15 protein-coding genes and 1 pseudogene are annotated in these 15,970 nt (G+C 63.2%); 7 read left to right on the top strand and 9 right to left on the bottom strand.

Going from position 1 to position 15,970, the window contains the following annotated elements; genetic code table 11:
* Positions 1-6 precede the first annotated feature (6 nt).
* Both NKJ13_RS10600 and NKJ13_RS10595 read left to right on the top strand, forming a co-directional pair.
* A pseudogene (locus NKJ13_RS10600) lies at positions 7-410 on the top strand (sigma-70 family RNA polymerase sigma factor).
* Positions 407-1,075, top strand: coding sequence for an anti-sigma factor (locus tag NKJ13_RS10595; RefSeq protein ID WP_352686581.1), 669 nt, complete (start codon positions 407-409; stop codon positions 1,073-1,075). Before NKJ13_RS10600 ends, NKJ13_RS10595 begins: the two are co-directional and overlap by 4 nt.
* 327 nt (positions 1,076-1,402) lie before the next feature.
* Here NKJ13_RS10595 and NKJ13_RS10590 read toward each other — a convergent pair whose 3' ends face one another.
* On the bottom strand, positions 1,403-2,425 hold the full coding sequence (locus NKJ13_RS10590; protein ID WP_031213013.1) for a substrate-binding domain-containing protein: 1,023 nt from the start codon (positions 2,423-2,425) through the stop codon (positions 1,403-1,405).
* A 353-nt stretch (positions 2,426-2,778) separates the two neighbouring features.
* On the opposite strand from NKJ13_RS10590, the gene NKJ13_RS10585 reads away from it, so the two are divergent.
* From NKJ13_RS10585 to NKJ13_RS10565, 5 genes are all read left to right on the top strand, one after another.
* Positions 2,779-4,134 (top strand): ABC transporter substrate-binding protein, encoded by a 1,356-nt coding sequence (locus tag NKJ13_RS10585; RefSeq protein ID WP_352686578.1) that lies wholly within the window; start codon positions 2,779-2,781, stop codon positions 4,132-4,134.
* A 225-nt stretch (positions 4,135-4,359) separates the two neighbouring features.
* On the top strand, positions 4,360-5,373 hold the full coding sequence (locus tag NKJ13_RS10580) for a carbohydrate ABC transporter permease (RefSeq protein ID WP_352505917.1): 1,014 nt from the start codon (positions 4,360-4,362) through the stop codon (positions 5,371-5,373).
* 1 nt (position 5,374) lies between these two features.
* Positions 5,375-6,529: a carbohydrate ABC transporter permease gene (locus NKJ13_RS10575; protein ID WP_352736836.1), complete on the top strand. Its 1,155-nt coding sequence runs from the start codon at positions 5,375-5,377 to the stop codon at positions 6,527-6,529.
* Positions 6,530-6,533: 4 nt separating this feature from the next.
* Entirely contained in the window at positions 6,534-8,198 is a 1,665-nt protein-coding gene (gene bglA, locus NKJ13_RS10570; RefSeq protein WP_352736834.1) for a beta-galactosidase BglA, read from the top strand.
* Between the two features lie 25 nt (positions 8,199-8,223).
* Entirely contained in the window at positions 8,224-9,336 is a 1,113-nt protein-coding gene (locus tag NKJ13_RS10565) for an ABC transporter ATP-binding protein (RefSeq protein ID WP_352736832.1), read from the top strand.
* Between the two features lie 80 nt (positions 9,337-9,416).
* On the opposite strand, the gene NKJ13_RS10560 is transcribed toward NKJ13_RS10565, so the two are convergent.
* The 8 genes from NKJ13_RS10560 to NKJ13_RS10525 form a co-directional block, all read right to left on the bottom strand.
* A complete protein-coding gene (locus tag NKJ13_RS10560) occupies positions 9,417-9,656 on the bottom strand; it encodes a DUF680 domain-containing protein (protein ID WP_352736830.1) in 240 nt (79 codons plus the stop codon).
* A 68-nt stretch (positions 9,657-9,724) separates the two neighbouring features.
* On the bottom strand, positions 9,725-9,931 hold the full coding sequence (locus NKJ13_RS10555; protein ID WP_352736828.1) for a DUF680 domain-containing protein: 207 nt from the start codon (positions 9,929-9,931) through the stop codon (positions 9,725-9,727).
* Positions 9,932-10,002: 71 nt separating this feature from the next.
* Complete coding sequence (locus NKJ13_RS10550) at positions 10,003-10,206, bottom strand: DUF680 domain-containing protein (protein WP_352736826.1); 204 nt, start codon at positions 10,204-10,206, stop codon at positions 10,003-10,005.
* A gap of 438 nt (positions 10,207-10,644) precedes the next feature.
* Positions 10,645-11,391: an FAD-binding oxidoreductase gene (locus tag NKJ13_RS10545; protein ID WP_352736824.1), complete on the bottom strand. Its 747-nt coding sequence runs from the start codon at positions 11,389-11,391 to the stop codon at positions 10,645-10,647.
* Positions 11,388-11,999, bottom strand: a complete 612-nt coding sequence (locus NKJ13_RS10540) for a molybdopterin-dependent oxidoreductase (RefSeq protein ID WP_352480239.1) — start codon at positions 11,997-11,999, stop codon at positions 11,388-11,390. The genes NKJ13_RS10545 and NKJ13_RS10540 overlap by 4 nt, the downstream gene beginning before the upstream one ends.
* 128 nt (positions 12,000-12,127) lie before the next feature.
* Positions 12,128-13,666, bottom strand: a complete 1,539-nt coding sequence (locus NKJ13_RS10535) for a DegQ family serine endoprotease (protein WP_352736822.1) — start codon at positions 13,664-13,666, stop codon at positions 12,128-12,130.
* Between the two features lie 365 nt (positions 13,667-14,031).
* Positions 14,032-14,757 (bottom strand): MBL fold metallo-hydrolase, encoded by a 726-nt coding sequence (locus tag NKJ13_RS10530; protein WP_352736820.1) that lies wholly within the window; start codon positions 14,755-14,757, stop codon positions 14,032-14,034.
* Between the two features lie 16 nt (positions 14,758-14,773).
* Complete coding sequence (locus tag NKJ13_RS10525) at positions 14,774-15,940, bottom strand: diphosphate--fructose-6-phosphate 1-phosphotransferase (protein WP_352777715.1); 1,167 nt, start codon at positions 15,938-15,940, stop codon at positions 14,774-14,776.
* Positions 15,941-15,970: the final 30 nt, after the last annotated feature.

The following is a 15,970-nucleotide window of genomic DNA, read 5'->3' as shown; positions in this document are numbered from 1 at the left end:
CCGGCGATGACTGCCGCGGAGACCGATCGCGCGCTCGTCGAGCGCGTCGCGAAGGGCGACCGTGCCGCCGTGCGGCTCCTGTTCATGCGCCACCACGCGCGCGTCTACCGCTTCGCCGCACGCCAGACGGGATCGGAACTGATGGCCGACGATATCGCCGACGGTGCCGACACGCCGGAAATCGTGACGATGAAAGAAGACAAGGCCGCTGCCTTGCGACGCTTCATCGATGCCATACCGGAAGAGCACCGTACGGTGATCGACCTTGCCTATTATCACGGGCAATCGGTGAGCGAGATCGGCGAGGTACTCGGCATCCCGGTCGCCAGGTCAAGACCAGGATGTTCTTCGCCCGCAAGAAACTCGGCGAAGCCCTCAAGGCCGCCGGTTACGACAGGGGGTGGCCATGAGCGCCGCTGAAAAGATGTCGCGCCGCGACGAAATGGAAATGCTGCTGCCGTTTTATCTGAACGGCTCGCTGGAGGGCACCGAGCTCGAAGCCATCGAGGAATGGCTGGCAAGCGATCCGGCGGCGATGGCCGCACTAGGCGAGGCCGAGGCCGAATTCTCCGGCACCGCTGCCGCAAACGAGGCAATCCGCCCGCCTGCCGATGCGCTCAGCCGCTTTGCCAAGGCGCTCGATGCCGAGGCCGGCCCCGCCCGCGGGCCGGCGGCATCGTCCTGGCTGGCGCAGGCCTGGAGCCGCTTCATGGCGGCGCCCGCCGGCATTGCCTGGGCCGCGGCCGCGGTGCTGCTGGCCCTGGTCGTCACGCAATCCTTTGTGCAGACCGGCAACAGAGATGGCGATTTCGAGATTGCCGGATCGGACGACGATCTGGCCAAAATGCCGTTTGCCCTTGTGAAGTTCAAACCGGATGCGAAGCTGTCCGACATCGTCGCTTTTCTCGACAAGAACCAGTTGACGATCGCCGGCGGGCCCACCGCCGACGGCGTTTTCCGGCTCGGCGTTCCGGCCAAAACCGCCGCCGACTATCAGAAACTGCTTGGCCTTATTGCCGCCCAGCCTTTCACCGAAGCTGCCCTGGAGGGAAGGAAACCGGCTGATGGCGGCTAAGGCGGTCGTTCGATTGACGGCGACGATTACAATCTTCGCCACGTCTGCCGTCGCACAAACCAACGATCCTAACCTCACCCAGGCGGAGATCGACTGCCTGAACCGGGGACGTGCTGCCGACGCCGACTGCGCCAAGGCGGCTGCTCGGCAACACGCTGGTGCGCTTCGGCATTCCGGATGGCCGCCCGGTCGGCGTCATGCCGTTCTCCCGAAGCCGCTGCATAATGTTGGGCATCAGATATTGGGGGCAAAACTCAATCGGCCGGTTACCTCAAATGACCGATATGGGCTCGAACTCGGTCGCTCAGGGTAATTGAGTTTTGATCCCTAGGCCGGTGCGCCGGCGACCGATCCCCTGACCACCAGGTCGACCGGCCAGACCTCGCCGCGAGCGCCCTCCTCCAAGCCGGAAATCCGCGCCGCCAGCCGTTCGGCGATGCGTGCGCCGGCCAGGCGGATCGATGAACGCGTCGTCGACAGCGGCACCGAAAAATTTTCCGGCTTCAGCCAGGGAAAGACGTCGTCATGGGCGATCAGCGACAGGTCGCCCGGAATGGTCAGGCCGAGATCGCGCACCGCGCGCACCACGCCGAGCGCCATGATCAGGCTGGAGCAGGCGATCGCCGTCGGCGCGTCGCTTTGTTCCAGCAGACGCCTGGCGGCGCGATAACCGTTCTCCTCGGTCATTGTCAGGGAACAGACATGCTGATCACGAAGCACCAGGCCGCTTGCCGCAAGCGCGCGCCGCACGCCGCGCTCGCGATGTATGGCGAAGGTCTCGCGATCGTCGCCATTGATAAGCGCCAGACGCCTGTGACCGAGCTGGACGAGAAGCCGCGCCGCCTCGTGGAAGGCGCCTTCATTGTCGATGTCGGTGAAGGGATAGTCGAAATCGAAGCCTTCGCTGCGGCCGTGGACGATGAAGGGAATGCCGAGCGTATTGACCAGCGCCACCCGGCGGTCGGCCGGCCTCGGCGAGGAGATATAGACCGCGTCGACCTGCCGGTTGGCAACAATGCGGCGGTAGGTCGTCTCCTGGTCGTCGGCATCGGCCGGTGACAGCACCAGGTCGAGCTCGTGCGAACGCGCATAGTCGCCGAGGCCGGACAGGAACTCGACGAAATGCGGGTCGATATCAACGGTCGTTCCCGTCGGCAGCACATAGCCGATCATGCCGGTCTTGCCGGTCGCCAGCCGGCGGGCGCTCGGATTGGGGCGATAGCCATGACGCTTGGCGGCATCGACCACCCGCCGGCGCGTTTCCTCGTTGACTTCCGGGTAGCCGTTCAATGCGCGGCTCACCGTGGTCTGCGAAAGCGCTAGCATGTGGGAGAGCTGCTTGAGGTTCACCGGAGGCCTCCAAACCTCAAAGCGCTTTTAATCTGAAACGATCTGGCCGCGTTGCCGAGCGCAGTGACCATACGCACGGTTCGGACCGGTTTGAAGCCGAATTTGCTGCTGCACCGCCAGAAAACTGTGCTGCAGCGCACTTTTGCCGGCACCCGGCCGGAGAAATTAAATCGATTAGCCTGGCTTCCTCTTGACTCGCGATCAATTCAGTGGCGAGATCAAAAATGACCAAAGCGCTTTGGAAGACTCCACGAAAGGTTGCAGTTCCTTTCCGACTGAGTCACAGTCCTGCGGCGCCGGCGGACGGAATGGAGGTTTCGTTCGGTGTTTGTCACCACTGGGAGGGAATACCGATGAAAAAAATGCTTCTGCTGGGCGCTGCGTTTGCCACGCTCGCCCTGGCCATGCCCGCGCAAGCCGAACTGAAGTTCAAGCCGGGCGAAGATCCCCGTTTCAACTGGGCCAACTACGAAGAGCTCAAGAAGGTCGACCTCAAGGGCGAGACACTGACGATCTTCGGGCCGTGGCGCGGCGAGGACGAAGGGCTTATCCGCACCGTTCTCGATTACTTCTCCGAAGCCACCGGCGCCGAGATCAAGTATTCCTCGTCGGAGAATTACGAGCAGCAGATCGTCATCGACACGCAGGCTGGCAGCCCGCCCAACATCGCCGTGCTGCCGCAGCCGGGCCTGATCCAGGATCTGGCATCGAAAGGCCTATTGACGCCGCTCGGCGACGACACGGCCAACTGGGTCAAGGACAATTACGGCGCGGGCCAATCCTGGGTCGACCTCGGCACCTTCAAGGACAAGGACGGCAAGCCCGGCTTCTTCGCCTTTCCTTATAAGGCCGACGTGAAATCGCTGGTCTGGTACTCGCCGGACAATTTCGAGGAAGCCGGCTACAAGGTGCCGAAGACGCAGGAAGAGCTTGCCGAGCTCGAAAAGAAGATCATCGCCGACGGCGGCACGCCATGGTGCATCGGGCTTGGTTCGGGCGGCGCCACCGGCTGGCCGGCGACCGACTGGGTCGAAGACATCATGCTGCGCACCCAGACGCCCGAGATCTACGACAAATGGGTAAAGAACGAAATTCCGTTCAACGATCCGGCCGTGGTCAACGCCATCGACATTTTCGGCAAGATCGCGACCGACGACAAGATGGTCGAGGGCGGCGCCAAGGCGGTTGCGGCGACCGATTTCCGCGACAGCCCGAAGGGCCTCTTCTCGGTGCCGCCGAAATGCTATCTGCACCACCAGGCATCGTTCATCCCGACCTTCTTCCCGCAAGGCACCAAGATCGGCGAGGATGCCGACTTCTTCTATTACCCGCCCTACGCCTCCAAGCCCGAGCTCGGCACTCCGGTGCTCGGCGCCGGCACGCTGGCCATGATCACCAAAGATAGCAAGAGTGCCCGCGCGTTCATCGAATTCCTGAAGCTGCCGCTCGCTCATGAGATCTGGATGGCACAGGGCGGCTTCGTGACGCCGTTCAAGTCGGTCAACAAGGACGCCTATGCCAGCGACGCGCTGAAGAAGCAGGGCGAGATCCTGGCCAACGCCTCGACCTTCCGCTTCGATGGGTCCGACCTGATGCCGGGCAAGATCGGCGCCGGCGCGTTCTGGACCGGCATGATCGACCTGGTCGGTGGCAAGTCCGCCCAGGACGTCGCCACCGACATCCAGAAAAGCTGGGACGCGATCAAGTAAGCGGCCGGCTCGAGTCCCATGTGATGCGGTCCGGGCCTCAAACGGCCCGGACCTTCTTCGGTGCCTGGCGTCGCGTCGATTGTCGTGAGCACGACGCATTCCGGCATGACGCGCGCCCAGTGACCTGCTTTTCGGCTGGTCGCGCTCCAGACAACTGAATCGGCGCATGATCCCGTCGCCAAAGCCATTCTCGACTGGCGGATCCGTGCGCAGGGGGAGGGACCCATGGCGGCTCAGATTTTTTCGGCGATATTCGTCATCATCATCGGCGTGGGCGGCTGCGTCGCCTATTTCTGGGGTGCCAACAAGGCACTCGACACGATCTTTCCGGCACGCGGCGTTTCCGGCAAGGCGGCGATCGACAATCTGCGCTGGCAGGGGGTGATCCGGCCCTGGCTGTTCGTCGGCCCGGCGATGATCATCCTCACTATCTACCTGATCTACCCGGTGGTGGAGACGCTGAGGCTGTCGTTCCTCGATCGCGGCGGCGCCCATTTCGTCGGCCTGGCCAACTATCAATGGGCGTTCGGCGACCGTGAGTTCCGCAATTCGATCCTCAACAACATCATGTGGCTGGCGGTGGTGCCAGCCGCCTGCACCTTCCTCGGCCTGATCATCGCCGTGCTCACCGACAAGATCTGGTGGGGCACCATCGCCAAGAGCCTGATCTTCCTGCCGCTCGCCATCTCCTTCGTCGGCGCCAGCGTCATCTGGAAATTCATCTACGAGTATCGCGGCGAGGGCCAGACACAGATCGGCCTGCTCAACGCCATCATCCAGTATTTCGGCGGCCAGCCGCAGGTCTGGATATCGCTGCCGTTCTGGAACAACTTCTTCCTGATGGTCATCCTGATCTGGATCCAGACCGGCTTTGCCATGGTCATCCTGTCGTCGGCCTTGCGCGGCATTCCGGAAGAGACGCTGGAAGCCGCCGTGATCGACGGCGCCAACCCCTTCCAGATCTTCTGGAAGATCATGGTGCCGCAGATCTGGGGCACCATCGCCGTCGTCTGGACCACCATCACCATCCTGGTGCTGAAGGTTTTCGACATCGTGCTGACCATGACCAACGGCCAGTGGAACAGCCAGGTGCTGGCCAATCTGATGTTCGACTGGATGTTCCGCGGCGGCGGCGATTTCGGCCGCGGCGCCACCATCGCCATCATCATCATGATAGCGGTCATTCCGATCATGGTCTGGAACATCCGCCAGGCGAACAAAGAGACGGAGGGACATTGAGATGGCCGTGGCGACCGGAAAGTCCTTTGTCAGCCGTTTCGGCGTCCATATCGCCGTCTTCATCTTCGTTGCGATCTGGACGATCCCGACGCTCGGCATTCTGGTCTCGTCGCTGCGCGACAAGGACCAGATCATCGCTTCGGGCTGGTGGAACTCGTTCACCAGTTCCAGCCAGACGGAAGCCGGACGGCTGCCGCCCGCGTCGGCGCAGGTCGAGAAGGACGGCAAGTTCGTCCTGCAAGGCAACATCTTCGGCGACGGCCCGGCCCGCAATATCAGCGCCTTCGGCGTCAAGTCGGCAGCGCCGACGCAATATCCCGCCGGCACGACAGCCGATCTCGGCGAGGGCGTGACCCTGCAGCTCAATGCCAACGGCAGTTTCGTCATGACCTCGCCGAAGGCTTTCGAAGGCGAACGCGGCCAGCGCGTCTATTACGCCTCCTCGGCGCCGCCGAAATTCACCACCGACAATTACGACACGGTGCTGTTTTCGGAAGGCATCGGCCGCTCCTTCATGAACTCGCTGACCGTCACCATTCCGGCGACTGTCATTCCAATCCTGATCGCCGCGTTCGCCGCTTACGCGCTGGCCTGGATGCGCTTTCCTGGCCGGGCCCTGCTCATCGCCGTCATCATCGGCCTCCTGGTCGTGCCGCTGCAGATGTCGCTGATCCCGCTGTTGAAGCTCTACAACGGCGTCGGCAGCTTCTTCGGCGTGCCATCGAAGACCTATCTCGGCATCTGGCTGGCGCATACCGGCTTCGGCCTGCCTTTCGCCATCTATCTGTTGAGGAGCTATATCGCCGGCCTGCCACGCGAGATCATGGAGTCGGCGCGCATCGACGGGGCCAGCGATTTCGAGATCTTCGTCAAGATCGTGCTGCCCTTGTCGTTCCCGGTGCTGGCCTCGTTCGCCATCTTCCAGTTTCTCTGGGTGTGGAACGATCTGCTGGTAGCGATGGTTTTCCTTGGTACCGAGGGCGACCAGATCGTGCTGACCGCCAAGCTCAATGCGTTGCTCGGCTCGCGCGGCGGCGACTGGGAGATCCTGACGACATCGGCCTTCGTTACCATCATCGTGCCGCTGATCGTGTTCTTCTCGCTGCAGCGCTATTTCGTCCGCGGGCTGCTTGCCGGCTCGGTGAAAGGAGGTTGAGATCATGCAATCCGCTTTGAAGGCCACCCCGAAGCCCGATCTCGCTATCGATCGCGACTGGTGGCGAGGTGCCGTGATCTACCAGATCTACCCGCGCAGCTACCAGGATTCGAACGGCGACGGCATCGGCGACCTCAGGGGCATTATCGACCGGCTGCCCTATATCGCCTCGCTCGGCGTCGACGCCATCTGGATCTCGCCGTTCTTCAAATCGCCGATGAAGGACTTTGGCTACGACGTGTCGGACTATTGCGATGTCGATCCGATGTTCGGCACGCTGGCGGACTTCGACGCGCTGACCGCCGAGGCGCACCGGCTTGGCCTCAAGGTGATGATCGACGAGGTGCTCTCGCACACCGCCGACGTCCATCCCTGGTTCAAGGAGAGCCGCTCCAGCCGCAGCAATCCAAAAGCCGACTGGTATGTCTGGGCGGACGCCAAGCCGGACGGCACGCCGCCCAACAACTGGCTCTCGATCTTCGGCGGCTCGGCCTGGCAGTGGGACACCAGCCGCCAGCAATATTACCTGCATAATTTCCTGGCCGAGCAGCCCGACCTCAATTTCCACAGCCGCGCGGTCCAGGATGCGCTGCTCGACGTCACCCGCTTCTGGCTGGAGCGCGGCGTCGACGGCTTCCGCCTCGATACCATCAATTTCTACTTCCACAGCCAGGGCCTGGAAGACAATCCGCCGCTGCCGCCCGAGCAGCGCAACGACCAGACGGCGCCGGCCGTCAACCCCTACAACTACCAGGACCATCTCTACGACAAGAGCCGGCCTGAAAACCTCGGCTTCCTCGAACGCTTCCGCGCCTTGCTCGACGAATATCCGGCGACGGCCGCGGTTGGCGAGGTCGGCGATTCGCAGCGTGGGCTGGAAGTCGTGGCGGCCTATACGGCCGGCGGCAAGCGCGTCCATATGTGTTACTCCTTCGACTTCCTGGCGCCGGAGAAGATCAGCGCGGCAAAGGTGCGCTCGGTGCTGGAAACCTTCGGCAAGGTGGCCAGCGACGGCTGGTCGTGCTGGGCCTTCTCCAACCATGACGTGATGCGCCCTGCCTCGCGCTGGGCAGCCGGCGAGCCGGACCCGACCGCGTACCTCAAGGTCATCTCGGCGTTGCTGATGTCGTTGCGCGGCTCGGTCTGCATCTATCAGGGCGAGGAGCTCGGGCTCAGCGAGGCCGAACTCAGCTTCGAGGATCTGCAGGACCCATACGGCATCCGTTTCTGGCCGGAATTCAAGGGCCGCGACGGCTGCCGCACACCAATGGTTTGGGACGGCGCTGCCCGCAATGGCGGCTTCTCGACGGCAAAGCCCTGGCTGCCGGTGCCGGCCAAGCACCTTGCGCAAGCGGTCAATGTGCAGCAAGGCAAGGACGGCTCGCTGCTCGAGCACTACCGGCGCTTCCTGGCTTTCCGCCGTGCTCATCCGGCACTGGCCAAGGGCGATATCGAGTTCATCGAAAGCGACGGCGACACCGTCGCCTTCACACGCCGCGAAGGCAACGAGCAGATCGTCTGCGCCTTCAATCTCGGCGCAAAGCCGGCCGAGGTCGATCTTGGCGGCCGCTCACTGCAGCCCTTGCCGGGACACGGGTTTTCGGGACAGACTGGCGCCGGCACTATCCGCCTCGGCGGCTACGGCGCCTGGTTCGGGCGTATCGACTGAATTCAAGGAAGAACTGGAGAGTACCATGGCCGATGTCACGCTAAGGCAAGTGAGGAAATCATATGGCAATCTCAACATTCTGCACGGCGTCGACCTCGACATAAAGTCGGGCGAATTCATCGTCTTCGTCGGTCCGTCTGGTTGCGGCAAGTCGACCTTGCTGCGCTGCATCGCCGGGCTGGAGGAGATCACCTCAGGCGAGCTCAAAATCGACGGCGAGATTGTCAACGACGTGCCGCCGTCAAAGCGCGGCATCGCGATGGTGTTCCAGTCCTATGCGCTCTATCCGCACATGACCGTCTACGACAACATGGCGTTCTCGATGAAGATCGGCAAGGAAAGCAAGGCCGAGATCGACAAGCGGGTGCGCCAGGCGGCCGAGATCCTGCAGCTGACCAAATATCTCGACCGCCTGCCCAAGGCGATGTCGGGCGGCCAGCGCCAGCGCGTCGCCATCGGCCGCGCCATCGTGCGCAATCCCAAGGTCTTCTTGTTCGACGAGCCGCTATCCAACCTCGATGCGGCGCTGCGCGTCGCCACTCGCATCGAGATCGCCAAGCTCAAGGAATCGATGCCGGCCACAACGATGATCTATGTCACCCACGACCAGGTCGAGGCCATGACGCTGGCCGACCGCATCGTGGTGCTGAAGGAAGGCCATATCGAACAGGTCGGCACGCCGATGGAGCTCTACAAGCGGCCCGGCAATCTGTTCGTCGCCCAGTTCATCGGCTCGCCGGCGATGAACATCCTGCCGGCGACGATCGACAGGACCGGCAATCCGACGGTCGTCAGCCATGTCGGCGGCCGCAAGGCAACGGTGCCGATCGCAACGCCTGCCTCGGCGAAAGGCGCTGCGGTGAGCTTCGGGGTGCGGCCGGAGGATCTGATGACCGCAGCCGGCGCCGACTATTTGTTCGAAGGGACGGTCGACTATGTCGAGCAGCTCGGCGAGGTCCAACTCGTCTATGTCGACATCGGCCGCGCCGACCTGCCGCTGGTGACCAAGCTGCCGGGCAATGTCGAGGTCAAGCGCGGGGCGTCGATGCGGCTGACGGCGGATGCCGGCGACCTGCATATTTTCGACGCGGACGGACACTCCTTCGCGCTCCATGAAGCAGAAGCAAAGGCGGCTTGAGGCAGGCGTTTTTCCGCCACGCAAAAGACACGAGCGGTGGGCATGGCCCGCCGCTCGTGTTTTTAATTCCGGTTCGGCTGTTAGTTGTTGCCGAAGAGGTTGCGGTCGGCGCCCTGAGGCGCGGACTTGGGCACATCGCCAGACGAATTCAGCAACTTGTAGATCGGCGAGTTGCTGTTACGCACCGAATATGTCTGCGTCTTGTCGACATTGACGGTCGACTGCTTATTGATGTCGGTCCCGCCAACATTGTCGTTTTGGGCATAAGCGCCGCCGGCGGCAATCAAGAGAGCGGCGGCAGTAAGAACAATCTTTTTCATTTGGATACTCCTGGATTTCGGATCAAAGCGGCGGGCATGCCCGCCCGCCTTGATGGTGGGATCGGCTGTTAGTTGTTGCCGAAGAGGTTGCGATCGGCGCCCTGGCCGACCGGCTGCCTTTCAGCCTGATCCGACTTCTTGAGGGAGGCCGTGTACGAGCTGTCGACCGCGACGGCCGGCTGGTTGGCTCCGTTGGAACCATAATTGTCGCTGCCGGCGAAAGCGCTGCCGGTGATGGCCAAAACGGCGACGGTGGCAAGAAAGATCTTTTTCATTTCAATACTCCTGAATTTTTTCAGATCCCGGGCGGCGGATATGCCCGCCGCCCTGATGCTGGGATCGGCTGTTAGTTGTTGCCGAAGAGGTTCCGGTCGGCGCCCTGAACAGGCTGCTTGTCAGCATCAGCCGGCTTCTGAATGGAAGCCGTGTACGAGCTGTCGCCCGAGGCGGCAGGCTGGTTCGCACCATTGGAACCATAATTGTCGCTGCCGGCGAGGGCGCTTCCGGTGATGGCCAAAACGGCGACGGCGGCAAGAGCGATCTTTTTCATTTTAGTACTCCAGTATCTTAGTCTCAGTCCGTCTAGCGGCGTGTCTTGGGAGGAGTTCGCGTCGTTCGGACCGCCCCGATGTGGGAAAGCCAATGGCCAGTTTCCAATCACGAAGTTGTTTGGTGTGGACCAAGAATCTACACCTTGAAATTGCGCCACGGATTCCCTTCGCCACATTTTTATCGTTTAATGTCAACAAGATAGCCCATCGCCTCGGTCTGGCTGCAAGGTGACTTGGGAGGCAGCGTTCACAGCGTCCTGCACGCATTGTCAACAGAAACGAACCGTTCGGTTCGATTTTTTAAACCGATAAAAGTCGCAGCCGAGGTTGTTTGTCGAATCGTTAACCATTTCAGCCAAGCGCGGCCTCGCCGTTCTGCCGGTTTCGGCCCGTTTAGGCCGGCCGGCAAAGGCAGCAACCGGGCAAGCAGAACCGGGTCAGACCCCGTAGCGTTCGGTGCGGATGAGAGCCGCAGGCACCCCGGCATCGATCAGTGCCTCGGCGGCGGCCGTCACGAATGCGTTCGAGCCGCAGACAAAGGCCAGCTTCGGCGGCGCGGGCAGCCTGGTCATGGCTTGCACCATCATCGCGGCGTCGACCCGCCGCGCATAATCCGCCGGACGGCGGGCCGGCTCGCGCGTCAGCGTCAGCACCAGGTCGAAGCCATCCCGGCGCTCGGCGAGGTCGATCAGCTCGTCGCGAAAGATCATCTCGTCCCAGACCCGCGCCGAAACCACCAGGGCGGCGGCAACCAGAGACCCCCGCATCGCCCGGTGACGGACCATCGACATCAGCGGCACCACGCCCGACCCACCGCCGACGAGCAGGAGCGGTCCGCCATCGCCGTCGGACCAGACGAAATGGCCGCCGAGCGGCCCGCGCAATTCGAACTCGTCGCCCACTGCCGCGATCTCGTGAAAGAACGGCGAGACCTCGCCGTCCTCGAGTTTTTCAATCGCCAGCTCGATGGTCTCGCCGGTCTCCGGTGCCGAGGCGATGGAGTAGGAGCGCCGCGCCTGATAACCGTCAGGCGCCGTCAGCCTGACATCGACATGCTGTCCGGCACGGTAGGCGAAGGGCCGCGACGGCTGCAGGAAAAAGCTGGTGACGCGCGGCGTGCGCTTTTGGATGCGGGTGATGGTGACTATCTGCCAGGGCGACTGCGCCGCCGGTGCGTCGCTCATGGATCGTTCGTGTAGCGCTGCTCGCGCCACGGGTCGCCATAGATATGATAGCCTCGCAACTCCCAGAAACCCGGCTCGTCACGCTCGGTGAACTGCAGCCCGTTCAGCCATTTGGCCGATTTCCAGAAATAGAGATGCGGAACCAGCAGCCGCGCCGGGCCGCCATGGTCGGGGGTGATCGGCTTGCCCTCGTAAAGCAGCGCCACCATCGCCTTGCCGCCGGTAAGATCCTTCGTTGGCACGTTGGTGGAATAGCCGTCGAAACCCAACGCCAGCGTGAAGGCGGTGGGCGGCTCGATGCCGGCGTCGGCAAGGATGTCGTCGACCAGCACGCCCTGCCACGCCGTGTCGAACTTGGTCCATGCGGTGACGCAATGGATGTCGCGCGTCATCTTGGTCAGGGGCAGCGCGTTGAACTCGGCCCAGTTCCACTTCTTGATCGGCCGCGGCCCGTGCTTAAGCGTGAACGACCAATCCTCGGTGCGAACATGCGGCGTCGGGCCGGCCGACAGGACCGGGAAACCTTGCTCGAGATATTGCCCCGGCGGGATACGTGCACCCGTATCCGTCGGCGGCTTTCGTCCGGAAGAGAAACCTCGGGTAGCCATCGAGAATATCCGTTTGCGCAAGGTCCAATCGACCTTTGTCAGTTTTCTCGAAGACGCGCGCGCGGGCAACCGAAATCTTGGCTCGGCCGGCAATGCCCTCCATCGATCTTGGCAGCGCGGCGCCTGCCTCAGCCACTGACGAAGGGGACGGCGACAAACATCTGGGCGTCGCCGCGCTGGACAAGCAGCAGCACCGATTTCTTGCCGGATTTGGCAGCCTGCACAATCGCCTGGTTAGCCTGCCTGGCGCTTCTCACCGGATGCTGGTCGACGGCGACGATGATATCGCCGGGCTGGATGCCGGAAGCCGATGCCGCCTTGTTCGGGTCGACGCGCTCGACCAGTGCGCCGTGCTGGTTGCCTGCCAGGTTCATTGCCTGGCGTACATCCGGGGTGACATCCATCAGGCGGAGACCGAGCGCCGGTGCACGGAGGCCCTGCTCCGTCGACGGCTGACCCTGATCGCCGGTCACCGATCCCGTTGCCATGTCGTCTTCGTTGCGCCCGATCTCGACGGAGATCTGCAGGCTTTGGCCCTTGCGCCAGACATTGAGGGTTTCCCTCGTGCCGGGCGCAACGTCGGCGACAGCGCGCGACAGGTCCCTTGGGTCCTTTATGTCGCGATCGGCGAAGCTGGTGATGACGTCGCCGGTCTCGATGCCGGCCTTGGCGGCCGGCGATCCGTCGCTGACCTGCGCGACGAGCACGCCCGCGGGGTGATCGAGGCCGATGGCGCTCGCCATATCAGGCGTCACCGGCTGGATCTGGACGCCCAGGTAGCCATACTGGATGGAGCCGCCCTTCATCAGCTTGGCGACGACCTTTTGCGCCTGGTCGGAGGGGATGGCGAAGCCGACGCCGACACTGCCGCCATTCGGCGAAAAGATCGCCGTGTTGATGCCGACGACATTGCCGTTCACATCCGTCAGCGGGCCGCCGGAATTGCCCCGGTTGATCGGTGCGTCGATCTGGATGAAGTCGTCAAACGGCCCGCTGTGCAGGTCGCGGCCGCGCGCCGAGACGATGCCGGCCGTGACCGTGGTGCCAAGGCCGAAAGGATTGCCGAAGGCGAGCACCTGGTCACCCGGCATGAGCTTGTCGGAATCGCCCCATCTGACGGTCGGCAAGGGCTTGCCGGCCTTGACCTTGAGCACGGCAAGATCGTTCTTGGCGTCATGGCCGATCAATTTGGCGGGAAGCTCGGTGCCGTCGTCGAGCGTCACCTTGATCGATTGGGCGCCATCGACAACGTGATTGTTGGTGACGATGGTGCCGTCGCTGGCGACGATGAAGCCTGAACCGAGCGCCTCGGTGCGCGGCGCCTGTTCCGGCGGTGTTTTGGGAGCGGGCAATCCCTGGTCACCGAAGAAATGGCGGAAATAGTCGTCGAAAGGGGAGGTTCCGCCAAAGGGAGAGGCGTCGCTCATGGTGTCGGGCTGTTGTACTTTCATGACCGTCGTGATGGTCACCACCGCCGGCTTATCGGCCGCCACGACCGGCGCGAACGAGCCGCTCGGCGCCGTCATGCCGGTGACGGGAGGGGTGACCGTTGCCGCCAGGACATCATTCAGCCTGGGAGCGAGAGGCAGGGCGAAAGGGCTGACGATCAACGCTGCGCCCAGCAGAGCGGCGACGCGATGTCTGCGAAGGGTCTGAATTGGTGACATGGCCGTTGTCCGGGCGAGAGATTGGTGAAGCGCCCTAACGTTCCGTCACCGGAACAATTCATCGGCGCGTCGGTCGTCGGCCTTGCCTGTCTCGCCTGTCAGGCAGCCGACCGGATCGACAGCCCCGCATCTAGGGCGCCGATCATGGTTTCCAGATAATGTTACGAAGATTTAATTTTCGGCTGGCAACCGCCGTGCCGGGCTTGCGCCGAAACCCGAAAACAAAAACCCGCCTGACGGCGGGTCGTTGGGGCAAATCAGCACCATACCCAAGTTACTAGCATAGCTGCCGGCACAAAGCAAGAACAAAATAGTTGCCCAAGCCAATTCGCTTCAGGCCGCCCCTCACTGCCCCGCCAAGGCTTCTATGCCGCTGTCCCGTCCGTTCGCCTGAGATACGCCGAGGCGATCTCACGCATCCGCCTGCCGTCGAAGCTCGGTCCATGACCGCCATGGCCGATCCGGATCGGCAGATCGCGCAGCCGCTGCATGGTGCGGCGGTAGGCGGCACGATCGGAATCCGGCAGGTCGTCGATCAGCGTCGCGTCATAGATGGCGTCGCCGGCGAAGAACAGGCCGTCTGCCTCATCGAACAGCGCGATCGAATCCGGAGAGTGGCCGGGCAGGTGCAGGACGCGGAATTGCCGGTCGCCGAGGTCGATCCTATCGCCCTCGTCCAGGGTCCGGTCCAGCGGCGCCGGTGGAATCCTGTAATCGGCCGCTTTCCAGCCGTTTGCCGGCAGTCTGGAGACGGCGCCTTCGAGATCATGGAACATGTAGGCGTAGGTCACCGCTTCGTCCATGCTGTCGAACTGCGTGGCGCTGTGGCGCGGACCTGCCCGCAACGGAAACTCGTGCAGCGAGCCGACATGATCGAGATGGATATGCGTGGCGACGACGAGCAGCGGCTTGCCGGCCGGCGTGTCGATCTGCGGCGCCAGCGGGCAGATCCCCATGCCGGTGTCGACCAGCAGGTCGACATCGCGGCCGCGCACATGCCAGATGTTGGCGCGCACGAAATCATGCACGAACGGCTCGGTCAGCATCGTCGTCTTGGCGTCGACGATGGTTTTGCTGAACCAGCTGTCCATCAGATCAAGGCCGGCATCAGACGAACGGCTTGCCGATCTTGTACTTTCGCGGAACCAGCCGCTTCAGATAGACCATGCCCGCATCGGACAGCCGGTTGACGTCGGGCAGCATGAAATCATCCGGCATATGGCGCGTCTTGCCGGCGACGTTCTTCAGCGGCACCTTCTTCAGCACGGTTTTTTTGCCGTCATATTGCAGCGCCACCGAACCGCCGCCCTCGTCGGCCACGGTGACGGCGAAGGCGCCGGCATCGAAGGCCTCCTGCGCGTCCACCGCGCTGATGGCGCCGACATAGCCGCGCGGCATATAGCCGAGCGCATCGACGCGCGCTCGCTTGCCCGGCAATCCTTCGGCGAGCGCGCGCTCCAAGGCTGCCGGCAGGTCGCTGCCCGACAGCTTGACGTTGCCGTGCTGGTCGCGCTCCAGCCTTTCGGGCGGCACCAGGCTTTCGACCAGCGCCTTGCCGTCGGCGGTGCTGACGCCTTCGGAGACGGCAACGATGCAGCGCTTGTGGCGGTCGAGCGTGGCGCGCACGTCGTCGATGAAACCGGCCGCCGAGAACGGCCGCTCCGGCACGTAGACGAGATGCGGGCCGCTGTCCTGGTCGAGCTGCCAGGCCGCGGATGCGGCCGTCAGGAAACCGGCATGCCGCCCCATGACGATGCCGACATAGATGCCCGGCAGAGCGCGGAAATCGAGATCGACCGAAAGGAATGCTCCAGCGACGAACTCGGCCGCCGACATGAAGCCGGGCGTGTGATCGTTCTCCTCGAGATCGTTGTCGATGGTTTTCGGCGCATGCACGAAGGCGATCTTGCCGCCGGCGGCGTCGGTGAGGATCTGCTGCGTGCCCGAGGTGTCGTTGCCGCCGATATAGATGAAGGCGTCGGCGCCGGCTTTCTTCAAGCCATTGAGGATGAGGTCGCAATAGGCGGCATCCGGCTTGTCGCGCGTCGAACCAAGCGCGGCGCTCGGCGTCGCCGCGATCAGCCGCAGGCGGTCCTCGGGGATGGCGGAAAGATCGACGTAATTGCCGTCACGAATGCCGCGCACACCGTGGATGGATCCCAGCACCTTGGCGCCGGGATGCCGCTTGCGGATTTCGAGCGCAGCACCCACCACGGTCTGGTTGATGACGGCGGTCGGGCCGCCGCCCTGCGCGATGACAAAAGTTCCGGCCATTGTTCACGTCTCCCGGGCGATGAAATCGCA

It is taken from the genome of Mesorhizobium sp. M0174, from assembly GCF_040322275.1.
In the GTDB taxonomy this organism is placed as follows: domain Bacteria; phylum Pseudomonadota; class Alphaproteobacteria; order Rhizobiales; family Rhizobiaceae; genus Mesorhizobium.
The sequence above is the reverse complement of the archived record's forward strand: the minus strand, read 5'-3'. Positions and strand labels throughout refer to the sequence as shown.

Bases quoted from the DNA above. Each gene is read 5' to 3' on its own strand.
- NKJ13_RS10595 (WP_352686581.1), top strand. From the start codon at position 407: ATGAGCGCCGCTGAAAAGATGTCGCGCCGCGACGAAATGGAAATGCTG.
- NKJ13_RS10585 (WP_352686578.1), top strand. From the start codon at position 2,779: ATGAAAAAAATGCTTCTGCTGGGCGCTGCGTTTGCCACGCTCGCCCTG.
- NKJ13_RS10580 (WP_352505917.1), top strand. From the start codon at position 4,360: ATGGCGGCTCAGATTTTTTCGGCGATATTCGTCATCATCATCGGCGTG.
- NKJ13_RS10575 (WP_352736836.1), top strand. From the start codon at position 5,375: ATGGCCGTGGCGACCGGAAAGTCCTTTGTCAGCCGTTTCGGCGTCCAT.
- bglA (WP_352736834.1), top strand. From the start codon at position 6,534: ATGCAATCCGCTTTGAAGGCCACCCCGAAGCCCGATCTCGCTATCGAT.
- NKJ13_RS10565 (WP_352736832.1), top strand. From the start codon at position 8,224: ATGGCCGATGTCACGCTAAGGCAAGTGAGGAAATCATATGGCAATCTC.
- NKJ13_RS10560 (WP_352736830.1), bottom strand. From the start codon at position 9,656: ATGAAAAAGATTGTTCTTACTGCCGCCGCTCTCTTGATTGCCGCCGGC.
- NKJ13_RS10555 (WP_352736828.1), bottom strand. From the start codon at position 9,931: ATGAAAAAGATCTTTCTTGCCACCGTCGCCGTTTTGGCCATCACCGGC.
- NKJ13_RS10550 (WP_352736826.1), bottom strand. From the start codon at position 10,206: ATGAAAAAGATCGCTCTTGCCGCCGTCGCCGTTTTGGCCATCACCGGA.
- NKJ13_RS10545 (WP_352736824.1), bottom strand. From the start codon at position 11,391: ATGAGCGACGCACCGGCGGCGCAGTCGCCCTGGCAGATAGTCACCATC.
- NKJ13_RS10540 (WP_352480239.1), bottom strand. From the start codon at position 11,999: ATGGCTACCCGAGGTTTCTCTTCCGGACGAAAGCCGCCGACGGATACG.
- NKJ13_RS10535 (WP_352736822.1), bottom strand. From the start codon at position 13,666: ATGTCACCAATTCAGACCCTTCGCAGACATCGCGTCGCCGCTCTGCTG.
- NKJ13_RS10530 (WP_352736820.1), bottom strand. From the start codon at position 14,757: ATGGACAGCTGGTTCAGCAAAACCATCGTCGACGCCAAGACGACGATG.
- NKJ13_RS10525 (WP_352777715.1), bottom strand. From the start codon at position 15,940: ATGGCCGGAACTTTTGTCATCGCGCAGGGCGGCGGCCCGACCGCCGTC.